The organism is Capnocytophaga canis, assembly GCF_000827555.1.
GTDB classification, from domain to species: Bacteria; Bacteroidota; Bacteroidia; order Flavobacteriales; family Flavobacteriaceae; genus Capnocytophaga; species Capnocytophaga canis.
Genome location: NZ_CDOI01000132.1, coordinates 13776 through 29956, shown reverse-complemented (window position 1 = coordinate 29956; position 16181 = coordinate 13776). Strand labels below are relative to the sequence as shown.

The window sequence follows — 16181 nt, the reverse complement described above, 5'->3', positions numbered from 1 at the left end:
GGGGAAGCACTTTCTTATTTTGGCAAAACACATTACTCGCCTGATGTCCTCCCATCAACCCAGAGGCAAGAATTAAGGTTAAAAAAAATTTGTACATAGAAATGAATTTTTTATAAATATAACAACACTAAATATTTTCTAATTTGAATTATAAACTTGCTCTAAATCACTCAAAATCAAACTTCTAATTTCATTTTTCAAGGCGTGTCTATCTTCAAACTGCATTCCTTGTGTGTGTACAAAGGGGTGTATTTTAACACGCATACGCCCCATGCTTCCCGCAAAAAAGCGAAATGGGAATCGTTTTTTATTATCGAAAAAAGTCATTGGAACAATGGGAATTTGATACTCAATTGCTAAACGAAAAGCCCCGTCTTTAAAATTATCCAACATAACCGATTCGTCAGGAACTCCTCCTTCAGGAAAAATACAAATACTCAGTCCTGCATTAAGTCGCTCCATGGCCGAATCATACACTTGTTTACGGCTTTGTAGGTTTGACCTGTCGACCAAAATAGCTACTCGCTTGTAAAAAAATCCAAATAACGGCATCTTAGCTAATTCTTTCTTCCCGACAAAAACAAATGGATTTTTACTGCAAACGAACATAAGCATAATGTCGGTCATACTGGTGTGATTAGCTATCAACATATAGCTCTTTCCTTTTTCAAGTGTTTCATAACGTGATATTTGTGGGTAAAACCCCATGCCATATAGAATCGGTTTTGCCCATAAATTTCGAGCTACCCAATAGAACTGAGTATACCACTTTTGATGCGAAGTCAGTATCAAAAGTAATGGAGCGAATAATAAGGTTAAGGTTCCTACTAATACATAGAACCATGTCCGCCAAATGAACCAAAATATATATCGGAATATCATTTTTAAAGGTCTTGTTTTGTGAAAATAAAAAGGCAATTAACCTGTTTTGAACTTTATGTAAAAAATCAATTATTACAAAAGGCTTTGGAAAAAGGATTGCTTACAATGAAGCAGAAATAAATCCTATTAAGCAAATAATGAAATAGATAGCAATCCCTCTTGCTCCGTCATAGTCCTTAGCCAGACGTTGTCCCAGAAGAAAGCAGAGCAGGGTAGAGCTACTTAGTACTAGTCCATAAAATCCGTATTGAGGATAGGGGAGTGTCCAAAGTTCATATATTCCAATACATAGAAACAGCGTTGTAACAAATTCTATTACAGTTATTATTAACAATAAAGGATATATCCATCCAGAAATGAAAATACCTTTAAAATAATTTTTGTAATAGTTTACCGAAGTCTTAAAATTAACGATTTTTTCAAAAGCACTATATCCAAAAGTGATTATCAAAAACAGATATATGAAAAATAAACTCCAAAACATATTAGACTAATCAAGGTTTTTTATGTAACAATCGAGTAAGTTTTATGGATAAATCCGTAAAGATAATCCTTGCATTACCGTTGCGTTCTACGTGCAGTAGAGCTTCTTCTAACTGTTGGTGAATTTGTTCGATGTTGTTTCCGTGAACGAAAGGTGCAAATTTTTGTAATTCAAACGAAGGGTCTTTGAAAACGGCATAGACTAATTCTTTTGAACCGTAATTCAACAGCATTGCTTGACGGAATATCTCAATACAGTAGAACAAAAATTGTTTTTGTTTTTCACGCCCGCTTGTAGCAATTTCTTCGCTCCATTGAAGCAATCCGTGAATGGCTGATTTGTTGCCTTTAGCCCTGTATGCCGACCGAACCCATGTGATAAACCAGCGTTCAAAGACATCCTCCTCTTCGGTTTCTTCCGATAGTTGTAGGGCTTTGTTGAAATTTCCTTGAGCTTGTACAGCATAGCGTGTGGCATCGCTTTCAGTAATCCCTTTCTGTATAAGAGCTTTTTTTATAGCATTTTCACTCAAAGGAGGGAATCGCAGAATCTGGCAACGTGAGCGAATCGTGTCCAATATGGATGATTCATCTTCAGTGATGAGCAAAAAAATCGTTTTTTGTGGAGGTTCTTCCAAAAGTTTCAGCAACTTGTTGGCCGATTCTACATTCATTTTTTCAGCCATCCAGATAATCATCACCTTAAATCCACCTTCAAAAGCCTTGAGAGTTAACTTTGAGGTAATATCCTTGGCTTCATTTACGCTGATGTTCCCTTGTTTATTTTCGATGCCCAACTGTGAATACCAATCAAATAAACTGCCATAAGGTTGCTCCTTTATAAACACACGCCAATCTTCTAAGAATAACGAACTTATAGGGTCTTTTTTTACTCTGTTGTTAGTAGCTGTCGGAAAAACAAAATGCATATCGGGATGTGAAAGATGGTTGCACTTTGTCATACAGGAAGTATCACCCTTACATAAAATATGGGAAGCGTAGGCAATCGCCATAGGCAACATTCCTGTTCCTTCGTTACCCACAAAAAGCTGTGCGTGTGGAATACGTTGTGCTTCTACACTGTCTTTCAGGTGTTTTTTTATGGTTTCGTATCCGATAATGTCGTCGAATGTCATTTTTTTTTTGTTAATTGAAAATAAATTTTTCCGAATGCTATCTGCTTAACTTATTTAGGTATAAATTTACCACATTTTCCAACCCCAAGTAGAGAGATTCGCTAATGAGAGCATGTCCTATTGAGACTTCGAGCAGATTTGGAATGTTTTCCTTAAAAAAACGGATGTTTTCAAGATTCAAATCATGTCCAGCGTTGAGTCCTAAACCTACTTTTTGAGCTTCTAAGGCTGCTTTCACGTATGGTTGTATACCATTTTTGTTTCCTTTTTCGAACTCAGTAGCATATGCTTCTGTGTAAAGTTCTACTCGGTCAGTGCCTGTTTCCGCAGCAGCGTTTACCATAGCTTCCACAGGATCTACAAAAAGGGAAGTACGAATTCCATTACGTTTAAATTCAGTGATTACTTCCGTCAGATAAGCTCGGTGTTTGATAGTATCCCAACCTGCGTTGGAGGTAATGGCATCGTCAGCATCTGGAACAAGGGTTACTTGAGTAGGTTTTACTTTTAACACCAAATCCATAAACTTCCGAATCGGATTTCCTTCAATGTTGTATTCAGTTACCACAACATCCAATAAATCAATCGCATCCTGATAGCGAATGTGTCGTTCGTCAGGGCGTGGGTGAATCGTAATTCCTTCAGCTCCAAATTTTTGAATATCGGTAGCTACTTTTAGTAGATTGGGAACGTTTCCTCCACGTGAGTTCCGAAGGGTTGCGATTTTATTGATGTTTACACTTAATTTTGTCATTGTATTATTCATTATTGATTCAAAAAACAAAGATACGTCTTCTTGTTGAAAATAAAAGTATTTTTTTTGGAGATTGACAGATAATTGAGCTAAAAATAATAAAAGGCACGTTTATTGTATTACCAAAGACATATATAAATGTTAAACATAAAAAGATAAAAATATGAAACGAGTTATATTGAGTGTTTTTTTTGGTTTTATAACCTTGTTATTCAGTGTGTTAAAGGCACAGACGGTATTTACGCATGCTAAAGCAGAACGTGTTCAACTCTATTTTAATGGGGCTGAAATTCAGCAATCGGCAAATTTGGTACTCCCAAAAGGGACATCAGAAGTGGTGATTATGAATGTTGCTAATCAATTGGATGAGAGTTCAATACAGATAAAATCTGCAAAAACAGCTACAATTTTGTCTGTTCAGTTTTCAAATCAACCTGTGGTGGGTTATGATCAGCAATTTGTGTCGGATACAGCTCGTCCCATTTGGGATAGTATTCAAAATACTGAGAAAGAAATCAAAAAAAATGCGTTATTGAGAAAATCTGTTCAAAAATCATTAGAAATACTTGATAAGAACCAACAGTTAACAAATCAAAATATGACTACAGCCGAACTTTCTAAGTTGTTGGACTATCACAAATCAAAACGATTTGAACTTGAAAAACAACTCAATGATCTTTCAGAAGAAAGCGACAGATTGCAAAAAAAACTCGGGTTACTCAAATTTAGAATGGGAACAGCTTCTTCGCAAAATGTCAATAATAGAGGGAAAATCATTCTGCAGGTAATGAACGAAACGGAAGGAAAAGTGCCTTTTCAGTTGAATTATATTTCTTACCAAGCACGTTGGAGTCCTTTTTATGAGGTTCGTTCTGAAAAAATTAATGCTCCGATAACGCTAAAATACAACGCAGGAGTGTCGCAAAGCACAGGAGTGGATTGGAATAATGTTAAGTTGAGTTTGTCTAGTGGTTATGTGAATCAACAAACTACAGCTCCGGTGTTAAGTCCATGGTTTATTAATTATGACAAACCTGCACAACCAGCTCCCATGGTTCGACAAAGGGCTGCTTTTTCTAAAAATATGGAAACAAAGCAGTTAAATGAAGTGGTTGAACAAGATATTATGTTAGAAGAAAAATCACTTCAAGATGTGGTAGTGGTAAACGAAACCCAATTCAATACCGTATTTGATATAGATTTGCCTTACACCATTCTTTCCAATGCAAAAAAGCATAGTGTTGCACTGCGAACAATCGAAATCCCAGCGACGTATAAATACTATACGGTTCCAAAATATGACTTAGGAGCTTATTTGGTAGGAGAGATTGAAGATTATGGTAAATACAATCTGTTGCGAGGTGAGGCAAATTTGATTTTTGAAGGTATGTATGTAGGGAAAACAGTTATTAACCCAGAAAACGCATCCAAAAAACTAACGTTGAGCTTAGGTAAAGATAGAAATATCCGTATCGACCGAAAGTTGGTGTCCCAAAATACAGAAAATAAATCTTTTAGCTCTAAAAAGGTACAGACTTTTACCTATGAAATTACGATGCAGAACAACAAGCGTGAGTTGGTAGAGATTGAAGTTGAAGATCAGATTCCGTTAAGCACCAATAAAGAAATTAAAGTCCATTTGGTGTCGTCAGATAATGCAACTTTCGATGCTTCCAAAGGAAAGCTACAATGGAGAATACAGCTGAAACCTAATGAAAATAAGAAGGTTAAGTTTACTTATCAAGTGGAATCGGATAAGGAATCGAATGTGTCGAATTTATAAAAATTTCTACTTTTAGTGTTATTTTTGGTGGGCATATTTTGTTTAAAGAGTTTCTAATTTTTGCCAAATAGGAACCATTGCAGAGAAATTACGAAAAAAAATAGAAGCAGAAAATAACGATTTTTTATCAAACAAATTGTCATTCTACGGAAAAAGTTTACATTTGCATTCTTATAACATTGAAAGATTATGGTTTTACCGATTGTAGCTTATGGCGATCCTGTGCTCCGAAAGATGTGTACGGATATTTCTGCAGGCTATCCCAATATTAAAGATTTGATATCCAACATGTTCCAAACTATGGAAGCTAGTAGGGGTGTTGGTTTAGCGGCACCACAGATTGGATTGCCCATTCGTTTGTTTGTGGTTGATGCAGCTCCATTTGCTGATGATGACGAACTAACAAAGGAAGAACAAACCTTTTTGGAAAACTTTCGTAAAGTGTTTATCAATGCTAAAATCATTGAGGAAACAGGTGACAAATGGAGTTTTAACGAAGGTTGTTTGAGCATTCCAGGGGTGCGTGGAGATGTGTCACGACATGAGCGATTAACTATTGAATATTTAGATGAAAATTTTCAGCCTCAAGTTCTTACGGTAGATGGGTTGGCAGCGAGAATTATCCAGCACGAATATGACCACATACAAGGAGTGTTGTTCACCGATAAGCTGTCGGCATTCAAAAAACGAATCCTACAAGGGAAATTGACGGACATCAGCAAAGGTAAAGTGAATGTCGATTATCGTATGCGATTTCCGGATGTAAGAAGAAAATAGTTCAGAGTTCTTAGGATTTCACAAAATAAGTCCTTAAATTTTTATTGCCTATAACGAAGATAATCATTAATAAAAAAATATAAAAAATGGAATTAAACAAAATATTAGCTATTTCAGGCAAACCAGGATTGTACCACTTAGAGTCCCAAACGCGTACAGGATTTTTAGCAACTTCACTTTTGGACGGGAAGAGAATTTCTATCGGAATCCGCGATAATGTGAGCCTACTTTCAGAAATAGCTATATACACATTGGAGGAAGAAGTGCCTCTTTCACAGGTTTTTAAAAATATAAAAGACAAAGAAAATAGTGGAAAAACTCCAGTTACCCACAAGTCAAGTGGAGCAGAATTAGAGGAGTATTTCTTCGGTGTACTTCCGAACTATGATGAAGATCGTGTGTATGCAAGTGATATCAAAAAGGTAATCCAATGGTACAACTTACTGCTTCAAAAAGGCTTTTTAGAAGAAACAGAAACCGAAGCTCTTAGCGAAGAAGCAACAGAAGAAAATAAATAATCATTCAGAGCGTATTTTAGATACGCTCTTTTTGTACAGAATATCACATGAAAATATATCCTACACAAAATCAGCAAATAGGTGATGTAACAGCTTACATTGCTACCGAAGTGGAGCAAACGCCTGATTTTTTACACACATATTTGAAAAAACATACTGAAAAACAGCAAAATATAGTAGTGGCATTCCCTTTATTAGAACGACCCTTAGTGGTTGCTTTGCTACTTGAAAAAGGGAAAGATACTAATGCCGAAAGAGAAAAAGCTCGACAACTTGGAAACGAACTTCTTACTACTTTTAAAAAAGAAAAATATACAGAAGTTTATATTCATTCATCAGCAGATAAAGACCTCACAATGTGTGTTTTGGAAGGGATGCAGTTGTCTGACTACCAGTTTAATAAGTATAAAACTAAGGAAGATTCTCAACCTGAAATATCTGTATACGTTGATTTACCAGTAACCGAACTTACTCAGTTTAATAATTTGTTGGCATCTGTTGCAGTTGCTCGTGATTTGGTAAACGAACCTCCTTTGGCATTGACAACCACGCGTTTATCCGAAGAGATCGAAGTTCTCAGTAAGCATTTTGGATTTGAGGTTAGTGTACTCCGTAAGCAAGAAATCCAAGATTTGAAGATGGGTGGATTATTGGGTGTGAATGCGGGTAGTGAAGTGCCTCCTACTTTTAATATTCTTACATGGAAGCCTAAAAATGCTGAAAATCAACAACCTTATGTGTTTGTAGGGAAAGGTGTAGTATATGATACGGGAGGTTATAACATCAAGCCTGGAAATTACATGGATACGATGAAGGCCGACATGGCGGGTGCGGCAGCTGTAGTAGGCTTGTTGTGTGCCGTAGCCAAAAATCAATTGCCACTGCATGTAGTAGGGCTAATTCCTGCCACTGACAACCGAATAAACTCTAATGCTATCGTATCCGATGATGTGTTGACAATGATGAACGGAATGACTGTTGAAATTAAGAATACAGATGCTGAGGGACGGCTTATTTTAGCGGATGCTTTAACTTATGCACAGCGTTTGAACCCAGAATTGGTTATTGATTTAGCTACACTTACAGGAGCTGCGGCTCGCGTTACGGGACACTACGGTAGTGCTTTTATGGGGAATGCTTCCGATGAAATCAAAAAACGTTTACAACGATCTGGGGATAAGGTATTTGAGCGTTTGATAGAACTTCCTTTTTGGGATGAGTTCGGAGAAGATTTAAAATCTCCCATTGCCGATATCAAAAACTTAGGAAATCCCGAAGGAGGAGCTTCATCAGCTGGGAAGTTTTTAGAACATTTTACCAATTATCCTTGGGTACATATCGATATCGCAGGAACTGCGTTTTTGAACGCTCCTTTCCGCTATTTCAAAGCTGGTGGGACAGGTGTTGGTATTCGCTTGTTGTATGATTTTTTGAGCGAGGTTTCAACTTATAATGATTAATTTCGAACAAGTTCTATTGGCATAAGGTATTCAAAATAGTAGAAAAGACTGTCCGAAAAGGTCTATTTTAAAGAAGAATGTATTTGTAAAAATGTTGAATATTAATGTTTTTCTAAAAATTCCAAAAAAAGGCTCTTCGCTCAGTCTCATTCAAATCGAAGTGTATTTCTTTGTAAACAGTATTGTTACATAGGAAATATTTTTGTTATACAAAATCAAATGTAAAAATGAACATTCTCTGTATAGAAACATCGGGAATTAATTGTTCGGTAGTAGTTGCTCGCGATGGGGTATCAATTGCCGAAGAATCGGAAAATAAAGGTAAGTTTACACATGCCGAAACATTACATCTTTTTATTGAAAAAGTACTTGCTGATGCAAATCTTCCGATGAAAGAAATAGATGCTATTGCCATCAGTGGAGGCCCAGGTTCTTACACAGGATTGCGGATTGGTGTGTCAGCTGCTAAAGGTTTGTGCTTTGCATTGGGTGCTCCTTTAATTTCTGTACCTACATTACAGGTGTTGGCTAAACAAATTTCTGACAGTCAGTTTGTTATTCCTATGTTGGATGCTCGACGTATGGAGGTGTATAGTGCTGTTTTTGATAAAAATAACAATGAGTTAGAAGCAACTCAAGCAAAAATACTTGATGAAAACAGCTATCAAGAGTGGTTAAATAAAGGAAAAGTTACCTTTTTGGGAGATGGGGCAATGAAATTTTCTGCCATATGTAATCACCCTAATGCAGTCTTTGTTAGTGATAAGTATCCACAGGCAAAAGATATGATTCCGTATGCAGAGGAAAGATATAGAAATGCTTGTTTTGAGGATATTGCCTATTTCGAACCAAACTATTTAAAACCTTTCCATACCACTTCATCGTTTGTTAGCTAATTGACCACAGGCAGCATCAATATCTTTGCCTCGAGAGCGACGAACGGTAACCGTAATCCCAGCATTTTCCAACATAGTTTGGTACATGTCAATGGCGGAGCTGTCCGCTTGTTGATAGTCGCCATCGTCAATTGGGTTGTACTCAATTAAATTTACCTTGGAAGGAGCAAAACGACAAAATTTTATCAAAGCATCTACGTCTTTTTTCTTGTCGTTGATGTCTTTCCATACTACATATTCGTAGGTGATTTTGTTTTTAGTTTTTCGGTACCAATATTCCAAAGCTTCACGAAGTTCTGATAAAGGAAAGTTTTCGTTAAATGGCATTATGGATGTTCGTACTTCGTCAATGGCGGAGTGTAATGATACCGCTAATTTGAATTTGACTTCGTCGTCTGCCATTTTTCGGATTAGTTTCGGAATTCCTGAAGTCGAAAGCGTTATTCTTTTGGGCGACATTCCTAATCCTTCATCGGAAGTGATTTTTTCGATTGCCGATAGCACGTTGTTGTAGTTCATTAGAGGTTCGCCCATTCCCATAAAAACAATATTTGACAAGGGACGGTTGAAAAATATACGACTTTGATTGTCAATGACTTTTACTTGATCGAAAATTTCGTCAGGCTGTAGATTACGCATACGTTTTAGCCTGGCTGTAGCACAAAATTTACAGTTCAAACTACATCCTACCTGACTTGACACACAAGCTGTGGTTCTAGTATCGGTAGGAATCAATACCGATTCTACCAATAATCCGTCGTGAAGGCGAACCGCATTTTTGATAGTTCCATCAGCACTTCGTTGCATCACGTCCACTTGAATATGGTTTATCGAAAAATGATTTTCAAGCATTTCACGAGTTTGTTTCGGTAAATTGGTCATAGCCTCAAAGGAGTGTACACCTTTATTCCATAGCCATTCATATACCTGATTTCCACGAAAAGCCTTGTCTCCATGGGTTACAAAGAAATCTCGTAACTCTACTTTGCTTAATGCTCTAATATCTTTTTTCTCTATCATCTTGTTTTTCTCGCGTATTCAGGTCGTTTTCTATTAATTGTGAAAATATTTTGGAAAGAAGTGTTTTTGACATGCTATTATTTTTCCATGTATATTGTCTTATTTCCATCGTAGGGTTTCCATAATTCGGCGAACATCTTTTTCCAAATAATGGCTTGCGGGTTGAATTGAATCATAGTTAGGTACTACTTTGAAATAGACCGAACCCGAAATGAAATGTGTGGTGCTATCAGTGGCGTAGAATTGAGCCTGTGAAGCTGCATTGCCATAAACTTGGTAAAACATTCCATACACGCGAGTAGAATCGTTTACGAATTGATTGGAAGCAATATTGTCTGCTTTGATGGTGTGTTCAAATGTAAACTTTTGAGCATCGCGCAACAAATGGCGAATATTGTCTTTTACTTTCTTATATGATATATAAATAGTAGCCTTCATTGCGGGATATTCAATATCAAAGTCGCATGAATCCTCCTTCTTAGTTTTCACAAATGCAGAAGTGTTAGTTTCAAATTCAAATGGGCAATAGTCCTTAGCATAGCTTTTATATTCCGCCTGTGGGTATTCCAATCGAAGAGCAGCCTTTGGTTTTGGTAACACCGTTTCTTCACAGCTTAATATTGTGAAAATCAATGTGATAAATAATAAACTACGCATTGTTCTCTCTGTGTATTTTGATTTGTTTTATACGTTTTTTGTCAAATTCCTGAACAGTAAATTGGTAGTTCTCAAATACAATAGGAACACCTTTCTGAGGGAAATCCCCCGCAATTTCTAACAAAAAACCAGCTAAGGTTTCTGCTTCTCCTTCTTTTTCCTCAAATATAAGTTCCTCTTCATCTGTTAGTTGCATAATCCGATAGAAATCTTTTAGCACTGTTTTTCCTTCAAAAATGTAGGTGTCCTTGTCAATTTGGGAATAGATAACATCCTCATCGTCAAACTCATCGTTTATGTTTCCGACAATTTCCTCTATGATATCTTCTAAAGTAATAATGCCACAAGTGCCACCATACTCATCAACTACCACCGCTAAATGTATTTTCATCTCCTGAAATTCGCTGAGCAAATCGTCTAACTTTTTGTTTTCGGGGACAAAAAAAGCCTTGCGCTTAACAGTTAGCCAGTCGAAATCGTCGTTTTCCAAATGAGAAAGTAAATCCTTGATGTAGATAATCCCTGTGATATCGTCCAGACTTTCGTTGTAAACAGGAATACGCGAATAGCCCATTCGCACAATCTCGGTGATTACTTCCTTGAAAGTCAGGGTTTCACTCAATGCAAAAATATCAATACGAGGAACCATCACTTGGCGAGTTTCCGTATTTCCGAATGAAACAATACTTTCCAAAATTTTCTTTTCCTCCTTAGTTGTGTCATCAGACGATGCTAATTCTAAGGCTTGAGACAATTGTCCTACGGATATGTGTGTAGACTGTTTTCCTAATTTATTGTGAATCAAAGATGTAAATCCTTTCATCGGGATGCTGAGTGGTGTGAAAAGCGTGTCTAAAACATAGATTGGATATGCCACAGTTTTGGAAAAAAGTATATTATTCCGGTTTGCATATATCTTCGGGACGATTTCCCCACAGAGTAAAATCATAAATGTAACAACTCCTACATCTAAAATCATCCGCAGGATTTCGCTTTCAATATTTCCGAAGAGGAAATCTCCTAAATCAACGAATAATAAGATAATGGAAATATTTACTAAATTATTGGAAATTAATATAGTAGCTAGTAATTTCTTTGGATTTTCAACCAGACGAGCGATGATGCTACCTACTGCCGATTTTCCGTCATTGAGATTGTTCACTTCCGTTGGTGAAAGTGAAAAAAGAGCCACTTCAGACCCTGAAATCAAGGCAGAACAACCTAAAAGTATCAGAAAAACAACAAACTGCAAAATAATATTCCAATCAAGCATATTAAGCTGCAATGCGATAGTTTCTACAGCCATTGATGGCATCCAAAGTAAATTAAGGGGAGGCTCTGAGTCCAAATCTTTAGTATTAGTTAAACAATATTTTTAAAACGGCAAACTTTTATCCATGTCGTCTGCGGGTGATTTTTTCTCCAATTTTTCTTCCTTTCGGCTATTTGGCAGGAGCGTAAAATCACTTGCATAGATCTCTGTTACATAGCGAGTTGATCCATCTTCTCCTTGCCATTGACGAGTTTTTATTCTACCTTCAACATAAATCAAATCACCTTTGGAGGTATATTTATCAATAATTTCAGCTTGTTTGTTACGAACCACCACTGTATGCCATTCTGTTTCAACTACTTTTTCGTTAGTTGTCTTGTTGGTATACTCCTCATTCGTAGCTAATGAAAAACGTCCAACACAATTACCTCCTTCAAAATAGGTCAATTTTATCTTATCTCCCAAACGCCCAATAAGCATCACTTTGTTTAATGTTCCTGCACTCATAGTATTCAATTTTTAAGGGTTTATGTTGTATTTTCTAATCGTTTTTGGTTAGAAGAATTACACAATAAATTATTTCCTTTTTCTCATACACACAAAACGGATAATAATTTTTTTATTTTTGTCTTGCTGATGGGGCTTTATTTTGTTTCTTTCTACACTTGAATCCAAGCTTCTGTCCAATCGAATAGATAAAAAATGTGTTGAGGCTTTGGACAAAAGTACAATTAATTTCTAAAAAACCAAAATTCTTTCAAGAAATTTGCTGTTAAAACCGATACAGGATAGTTTTTAACTTCCTCTTTATCAATGCTATTTTTCAATGAATATTCCATGGAGATTATCCAAAACTGAGTGTGAATATGCTGATGTGATAATTTGTGAATCTTTTCGTATTTATGTAGGTAAATATCTGTTATACAGTCGAATATCTTATCTATTTCGGCTTTTATTTCTGCTTCCGAGTAAGGTTTTTCAGTTTCTATGAGTGGAAATTCATACAATCCTTGCCAGATATCTTTATTGTTACGTTTATTCAATATTGTATGCTTCTGATTATCAATAGGTACGATGTAGTTAAAATAACGTTTTCGTATTTTTGTTTTCCCAATTTTTACGGGTAGCCTTTCTACTTTACTTTGATTTTTAGCAACACATTTGTCTGAAAAGACACAACTTTCGCACATAGGCAGTTGTGGTTTGCAGTGTATCGCTCCGAATTCCATAATAGCTTGGTTGTAAACTCCCGCATTTTTTGGATCTAATAGTTTGGTAGCCAATTTTTTAAACTGAATAATACCTGAGGTAGTGTCGATAGGAGTTTCTATGCCAAAAACACGGGCTAAAACTCGATAAACATTTCCATCAACAACAGCGCAAGATTCTGAAAAACAAATAGATGCAATGGCGCTTGCTGTGTAATCACCTATGCCTTTGAGTTTCAATAATTCCTTATGTGTTGTAGGGAAATTTCCATTGAGGTCAAAAGCAATCGTTTTAGCGGTGTGATGTAGGTTTTTTGCACGGGAATAATATCCTAAGCCTTGCCATAGCTTCAGTACCTGTTCTTCGGATGCATTTGCTAAGTCGAAAACAGAGGGGAAATGGTTTGTAAAACGCTCATAGTAAGGCAATCCCTGTGCAACACGGGTCTGTTGTAGGATGATTTCGGATAGCCATATTTTATAAGGATCTGTGGTTTGTCGCCACGGCAAATCTCTTTTTTCGTTATTGTACCACTGCAAAAGTCGTTGAGAAAAAAAACGGTCGAAAGCCTCGACTTTCGATGAAGAATTCGATAAATTCAAAATGGATTGTTTTGTAGGAAATCGTTGAAAAGAAACTATCCGAAAAACTTTAGCTCAAACATCTTAGTTTTAGTTTACCACAAGATTTTACGGTATTCGCATCTGTATTTAGCCTGAAAAAGATTTTTCCGGATAGTTATCTTTGATAATTTTATGCAAAAAATGCTTTGCGAAAAGACTGTCTTCAAAGAATTAATTACTCCTGCTTTTTCTCTATTGAAGAATTAGTTTCATCTTTGTTTGGCTCCTTGGTTGCATCTTTAAATTCTTTGATGCCACTTCCTAATCCACGCATCAACTCAGGTATTTTCTTACCTCCAAAAAGAAGAAGAATAAGGATAACAACCACTGCAATTTGCCAAGGCCCTGGAATTCCTAAAAATATACTATTAGCTAACATACTGTTTCTTTTTTTGTGCAAAGATATAAATTTATTTCAAAAAAAAGAGAATCGCTAGTTTTTAAAATGATGTAAGCTACATTTTATGTTATAAAAGGTTTGTAAAAAAGTGTTGAATAATTTGAGTTGCTGGAGCTTTTTACTCTTTTATATCATATAAATCTACTGGCTGTATCCGAAGCGTCGCAATTGTCGAGAGTTGGAACGCCAATCCTTGTTCACTTTCACAAATATTTGAATATGAATTTGTTTGCCGAAAAATTTTTCCAAATCAGCTCGAGCTTGTGTGCCAACTTTTTTTAAGGCTTCCCCTTTATGTCCAATGATGATTCCTTTTTGGGTTTCGCGCTCCACCATAATCACGGCTCGAATGTGAATAATATGTTCTGAATCGACAAATGACTCTGTTTCTACTTCTACTGCATAAGGGATTTCCTTTTTGTAGTTTATCAATATTTTCTCTCGAATGATTTCATTAACGAAAAAACGTTCGGGTTTGTCTGTCAGTTGATCTTTTGGGAAAAACGCGGGTGATTCGGGTAATAATTCTACAATGCGATTAAAAACTTCTGCAGTTTGAAAGCCTTCCAAGGCAGAAATAGGGAAAATTTCGGCTTTAGGAACTCTTTCTTTCCAATAAGCTACTTGGTTTTCCAAAGTTTCTTGTGATGATTTGTCTATTTTGTTGATCAAAAGCAACACGGGTACTTGCATACGGTTTATTTTTTCAAAAAAAGCCTCGTCTTTCAGTTCTTTTTCACCAATTTCAACCATATATATTAACACATCAGCATCTTCAAAAGCACTTTTTACAAAATCCATCATTGAATGTTGTAATTCATAAGCAGGTTTGATAATTCCTGGAGTGTCAGAAAAAATTATCTGAAAATTGTCGCCACTAACAATTCCGAAAATGCGGTGTCGGGTGGTTTGAGCCTTGGAGGTTATGATGGAAAGTTTCTCGCCAACGAAAGCATTCATTAAAGTTGATTTTCCTACATTTGGATTTCCAATTATGTTTACAAACCCTGCCTTGTGTGTCATGTGTAAGAAGCGTTTTTAGGTTATTATTGGACAAAAATACGAAAAATAATTACAAATCAAATAAAAAGTAGTACCTTTGTCCGCTAATCTAGATGATAAAGAAATATGCTTTCCAACCCTAGTAAGTATGCCATTAATGCTGTTATTTATTTGGCGATTAATGGCTCAGAGAGTAATAAGATAGGAACTAAGGAAATCTCCAAAAAATTAAATATACCATCGCCTTTTTTGGCTAAAATCTTGCAAACTTTGGCTAAAAAGAAAGTTATTAGCTCCACTAAAGGGCCAAAAGGAGGATTTTGGTTGGCAGATCATGAAAAACAAGCTCCTTTGATCACAATTATTGAAAATTTGGATGATGTTGAAAATTTTTCAAACTGTTTTATGGGGCTTAAGGCTTGTTCCGAAGAATTTCCTTGTCCTATCCACTATGCGATGCAACCTTTCAAAAAAGGACTTATCACAGAATTAATGGAAAACTCAATTGATTACTTTTCTCAAAAAGTAATCAATAAGGAGGCGTTTTTGTTTGTTTAATTGTCGTGACTCATTATTCAAATGATTTTCAAGTTCAAACAATTTTCAGTTTCGCAATCCCAAAGTGCCATGAAAATAGGTACAGATAATGTACTTTTAGGGGCATGGGTGTCTGTTGATCATTTTCCACATCGTATATTAGACATTGGTGCAGGGACAGGAGTTTTGTCCTTGATGTTGGCACAGCGTTCCGAGGCAATGACCATCGATGCTGTTGAAATTGATGAAAGTTCATTCATTGAATGTACTGAAAATTTTGAAAATAGTCCATGGAGTGACAGGCTTTTTTGTTATTTTGCTTCCTTTCAAGAATTTGCTGAAGAAATGCAAGGAGAAGAGCCATATGACCTAATTATTTCAAATCCGCCGTTCTATACTGAAAATTATAAAACCAATTCGTTGGCAAGGAACAAAGCTCGTTTTGAAGACTCATTGCCTTTCGAGACTCTTATGGATGGAGTAGTGCAATTACTTAGCGATGAAGGTGTTTTTTCAGTCATTATTCCATTTCAGGAAGAAGAAAGATTTATAAGTTTAGCTCAAAGTAAGGGATTATTTCCTCAGAAAATCACTCGTGTCAAAGGTAATGAACAGAGCGAATTGAAACGTAGCTTGATTGCTTTTATCAAAAACAAGGGGGAGTATACCTCTGATTTCTTGGTAATTGAAAAAGGTCGAGGTCAGTACACGGAAGCGTATATTTCTCTTACAAAGGATTTTTATTTGAAAATGTAGAACTTTCCGAAGTAA

Annotated in this window: 18 protein-coding genes; 7 read left to right on the top strand and 11 right to left on the bottom strand. The window is 36.1% G+C overall.

The features are described from left to right. Positions 1-138: 138 nt before the first annotated feature. The 4 genes from CCAND38_RS03735 to CCAND38_RS03720 all read right to left on the bottom strand — a co-directional run bounded on the left by CCAND38_RS03735 (position 139) and on the right by CCAND38_RS03720 (position 3255). Positions 139-882: a lysophospholipid acyltransferase family protein gene (locus tag CCAND38_RS03735; protein ID WP_042343937.1), complete on the bottom strand. Its 744-nt coding sequence runs from the start codon at positions 880-882 to the stop codon at positions 139-141. Positions 883-982: 100 nt separating this feature from the next. After that, positions 983-1366, bottom strand: coding sequence for a hypothetical protein (locus CCAND38_RS03730; RefSeq protein ID WP_042343936.1), 384 nt, complete (start codon positions 1364-1366; stop codon positions 983-985). A gap of 10 nt (positions 1367-1376) precedes the next feature. Further along, a complete protein-coding gene (locus CCAND38_RS03725; RefSeq protein ID WP_042343935.1) occupies positions 1377-2501 on the bottom strand; it encodes a DNA polymerase III subunit in 1125 nt (374 codons plus the stop codon). Between the two features lie 37 nt (positions 2502-2538). After that, positions 2539-3255, bottom strand: a complete 717-nt coding sequence (locus CCAND38_RS03720; RefSeq protein ID WP_042343934.1) for a pyridoxine 5'-phosphate synthase — start codon at positions 3253-3255, stop codon at positions 2539-2541. A 163-nt stretch (positions 3256-3418) separates the two neighbouring features. Between CCAND38_RS03720 and CCAND38_RS03715 the strand changes: the two genes are divergently transcribed. From CCAND38_RS03715 to tsaB, 5 genes are all read left to right on the top strand, one after another. Then, positions 3419-5038 carry a DUF4139 domain-containing protein gene (locus CCAND38_RS03715; protein ID WP_042343933.1) on the top strand — a complete coding sequence of 540 codons (1620 nt, stop codon included), beginning with the start codon at positions 3419-3421 and terminating at the stop codon, positions 5036-5038. 189 nt (positions 5039-5227) lie between these two features. Continuing rightward, the gene (def, locus tag CCAND38_RS03710; RefSeq protein WP_042343932.1) at positions 5228-5815 is read left to right on the top strand and encodes a peptide deformylase; all 588 of its coding nucleotides are present in this window, start codon (positions 5228-5230) and stop codon (positions 5813-5815) included. 86 nt (positions 5816-5901) lie between these two features. Beyond that, complete coding sequence (locus tag CCAND38_RS03705; RefSeq protein WP_042343931.1) at positions 5902-6333, top strand: DUF5606 family protein; 432 nt, start codon at positions 5902-5904, stop codon at positions 6331-6333. A gap of 47 nt (positions 6334-6380) precedes the next feature. Next, a complete protein-coding gene (locus CCAND38_RS03700) occupies positions 6381-7793 on the top strand; it encodes a leucyl aminopeptidase family protein (protein ID WP_042343930.1) in 1413 nt (470 codons plus the stop codon). Between the two features lie 227 nt (positions 7794-8020). Next, positions 8021-8689, top strand: coding sequence for a tRNA (adenosine(37)-N6)-threonylcarbamoyltransferase complex dimerization subunit type 1 TsaB (tsaB, locus tag CCAND38_RS03695; protein WP_042343929.1), 669 nt, complete (start codon positions 8021-8023; stop codon positions 8687-8689). On the opposite strand, the gene rlmN is transcribed toward tsaB, so the two are convergent. The 7 genes from rlmN to era form a co-directional block, all read right to left on the bottom strand. Continuing rightward, positions 8672-9709, bottom strand: coding sequence for a dual-specificity RNA methyltransferase RlmN (gene rlmN / locus CCAND38_RS03690; RefSeq protein WP_042007798.1), 1038 nt, complete (start codon positions 9707-9709; stop codon positions 8672-8674). The genes tsaB and rlmN overlap by 18 nt on opposite strands. Positions 9710-9808: 99 nt before the next feature. Beyond that, a complete protein-coding gene (gene gldD, locus CCAND38_RS03685; protein ID WP_042343928.1) occupies positions 9809-10366 on the bottom strand; it encodes a gliding motility lipoprotein GldD in 558 nt (185 codons plus the stop codon). After that, the gene (gene gldE / locus CCAND38_RS03680; protein ID WP_042343939.1) at positions 10359-11672 is read right to left on the bottom strand and encodes a gliding motility-associated protein GldE; all 1314 of its coding nucleotides are present in this window, start codon (positions 11670-11672) and stop codon (positions 10359-10361) included. The genes gldD and gldE overlap by 8 nt, the downstream gene beginning before the upstream one ends. Before the next feature lie 69 nt (positions 11673-11741). Then, on the bottom strand, positions 11742-12146 hold the full coding sequence (locus CCAND38_RS03675) for a single-stranded DNA-binding protein (protein ID WP_042007801.1): 405 nt from the start codon (positions 12144-12146) through the stop codon (positions 11742-11744). A 224-nt stretch (positions 12147-12370) separates the two neighbouring features. Beyond that, positions 12371-13450, bottom strand: coding sequence for an A/G-specific adenine glycosylase (gene mutY, locus CCAND38_RS03670; protein ID WP_042343927.1), 1080 nt, complete (start codon positions 13448-13450; stop codon positions 12371-12373). 196 nt (positions 13451-13646) lie between these two features. Continuing rightward, positions 13647-13850, bottom strand: a complete 204-nt coding sequence (locus CCAND38_RS03665) for a Sec-independent protein translocase subunit TatA/TatB (RefSeq protein WP_042007804.1) — start codon at positions 13848-13850, stop codon at positions 13647-13649. Positions 13851-14012: 162 nt separating this feature from the next. Further along, entirely contained in the window at positions 14013-14894 is an 882-nt protein-coding gene (gene era / locus CCAND38_RS03660; protein ID WP_042343926.1) for a GTPase Era, read from the bottom strand. Between the two features lie 105 nt (positions 14895-14999). Here era and CCAND38_RS03655 point away from each other — a divergent pair, with 105 nt between their 5' ends. Beyond that, the gene (locus CCAND38_RS03655) at positions 15000-15431 is read left to right on the top strand and encodes an RrF2 family transcriptional regulator (protein WP_042343925.1); all 432 of its coding nucleotides are present in this window, start codon (positions 15000-15002) and stop codon (positions 15429-15431) included. 21 nt (positions 15432-15452) lie between these two features. Beyond that, positions 15453-16166, top strand: coding sequence for a tRNA1(Val) (adenine(37)-N6)-methyltransferase (locus CCAND38_RS03650; RefSeq protein WP_042343924.1), 714 nt, complete (start codon positions 15453-15455; stop codon positions 16164-16166). Positions 16167-16181: the final 15 nt, after the last annotated feature.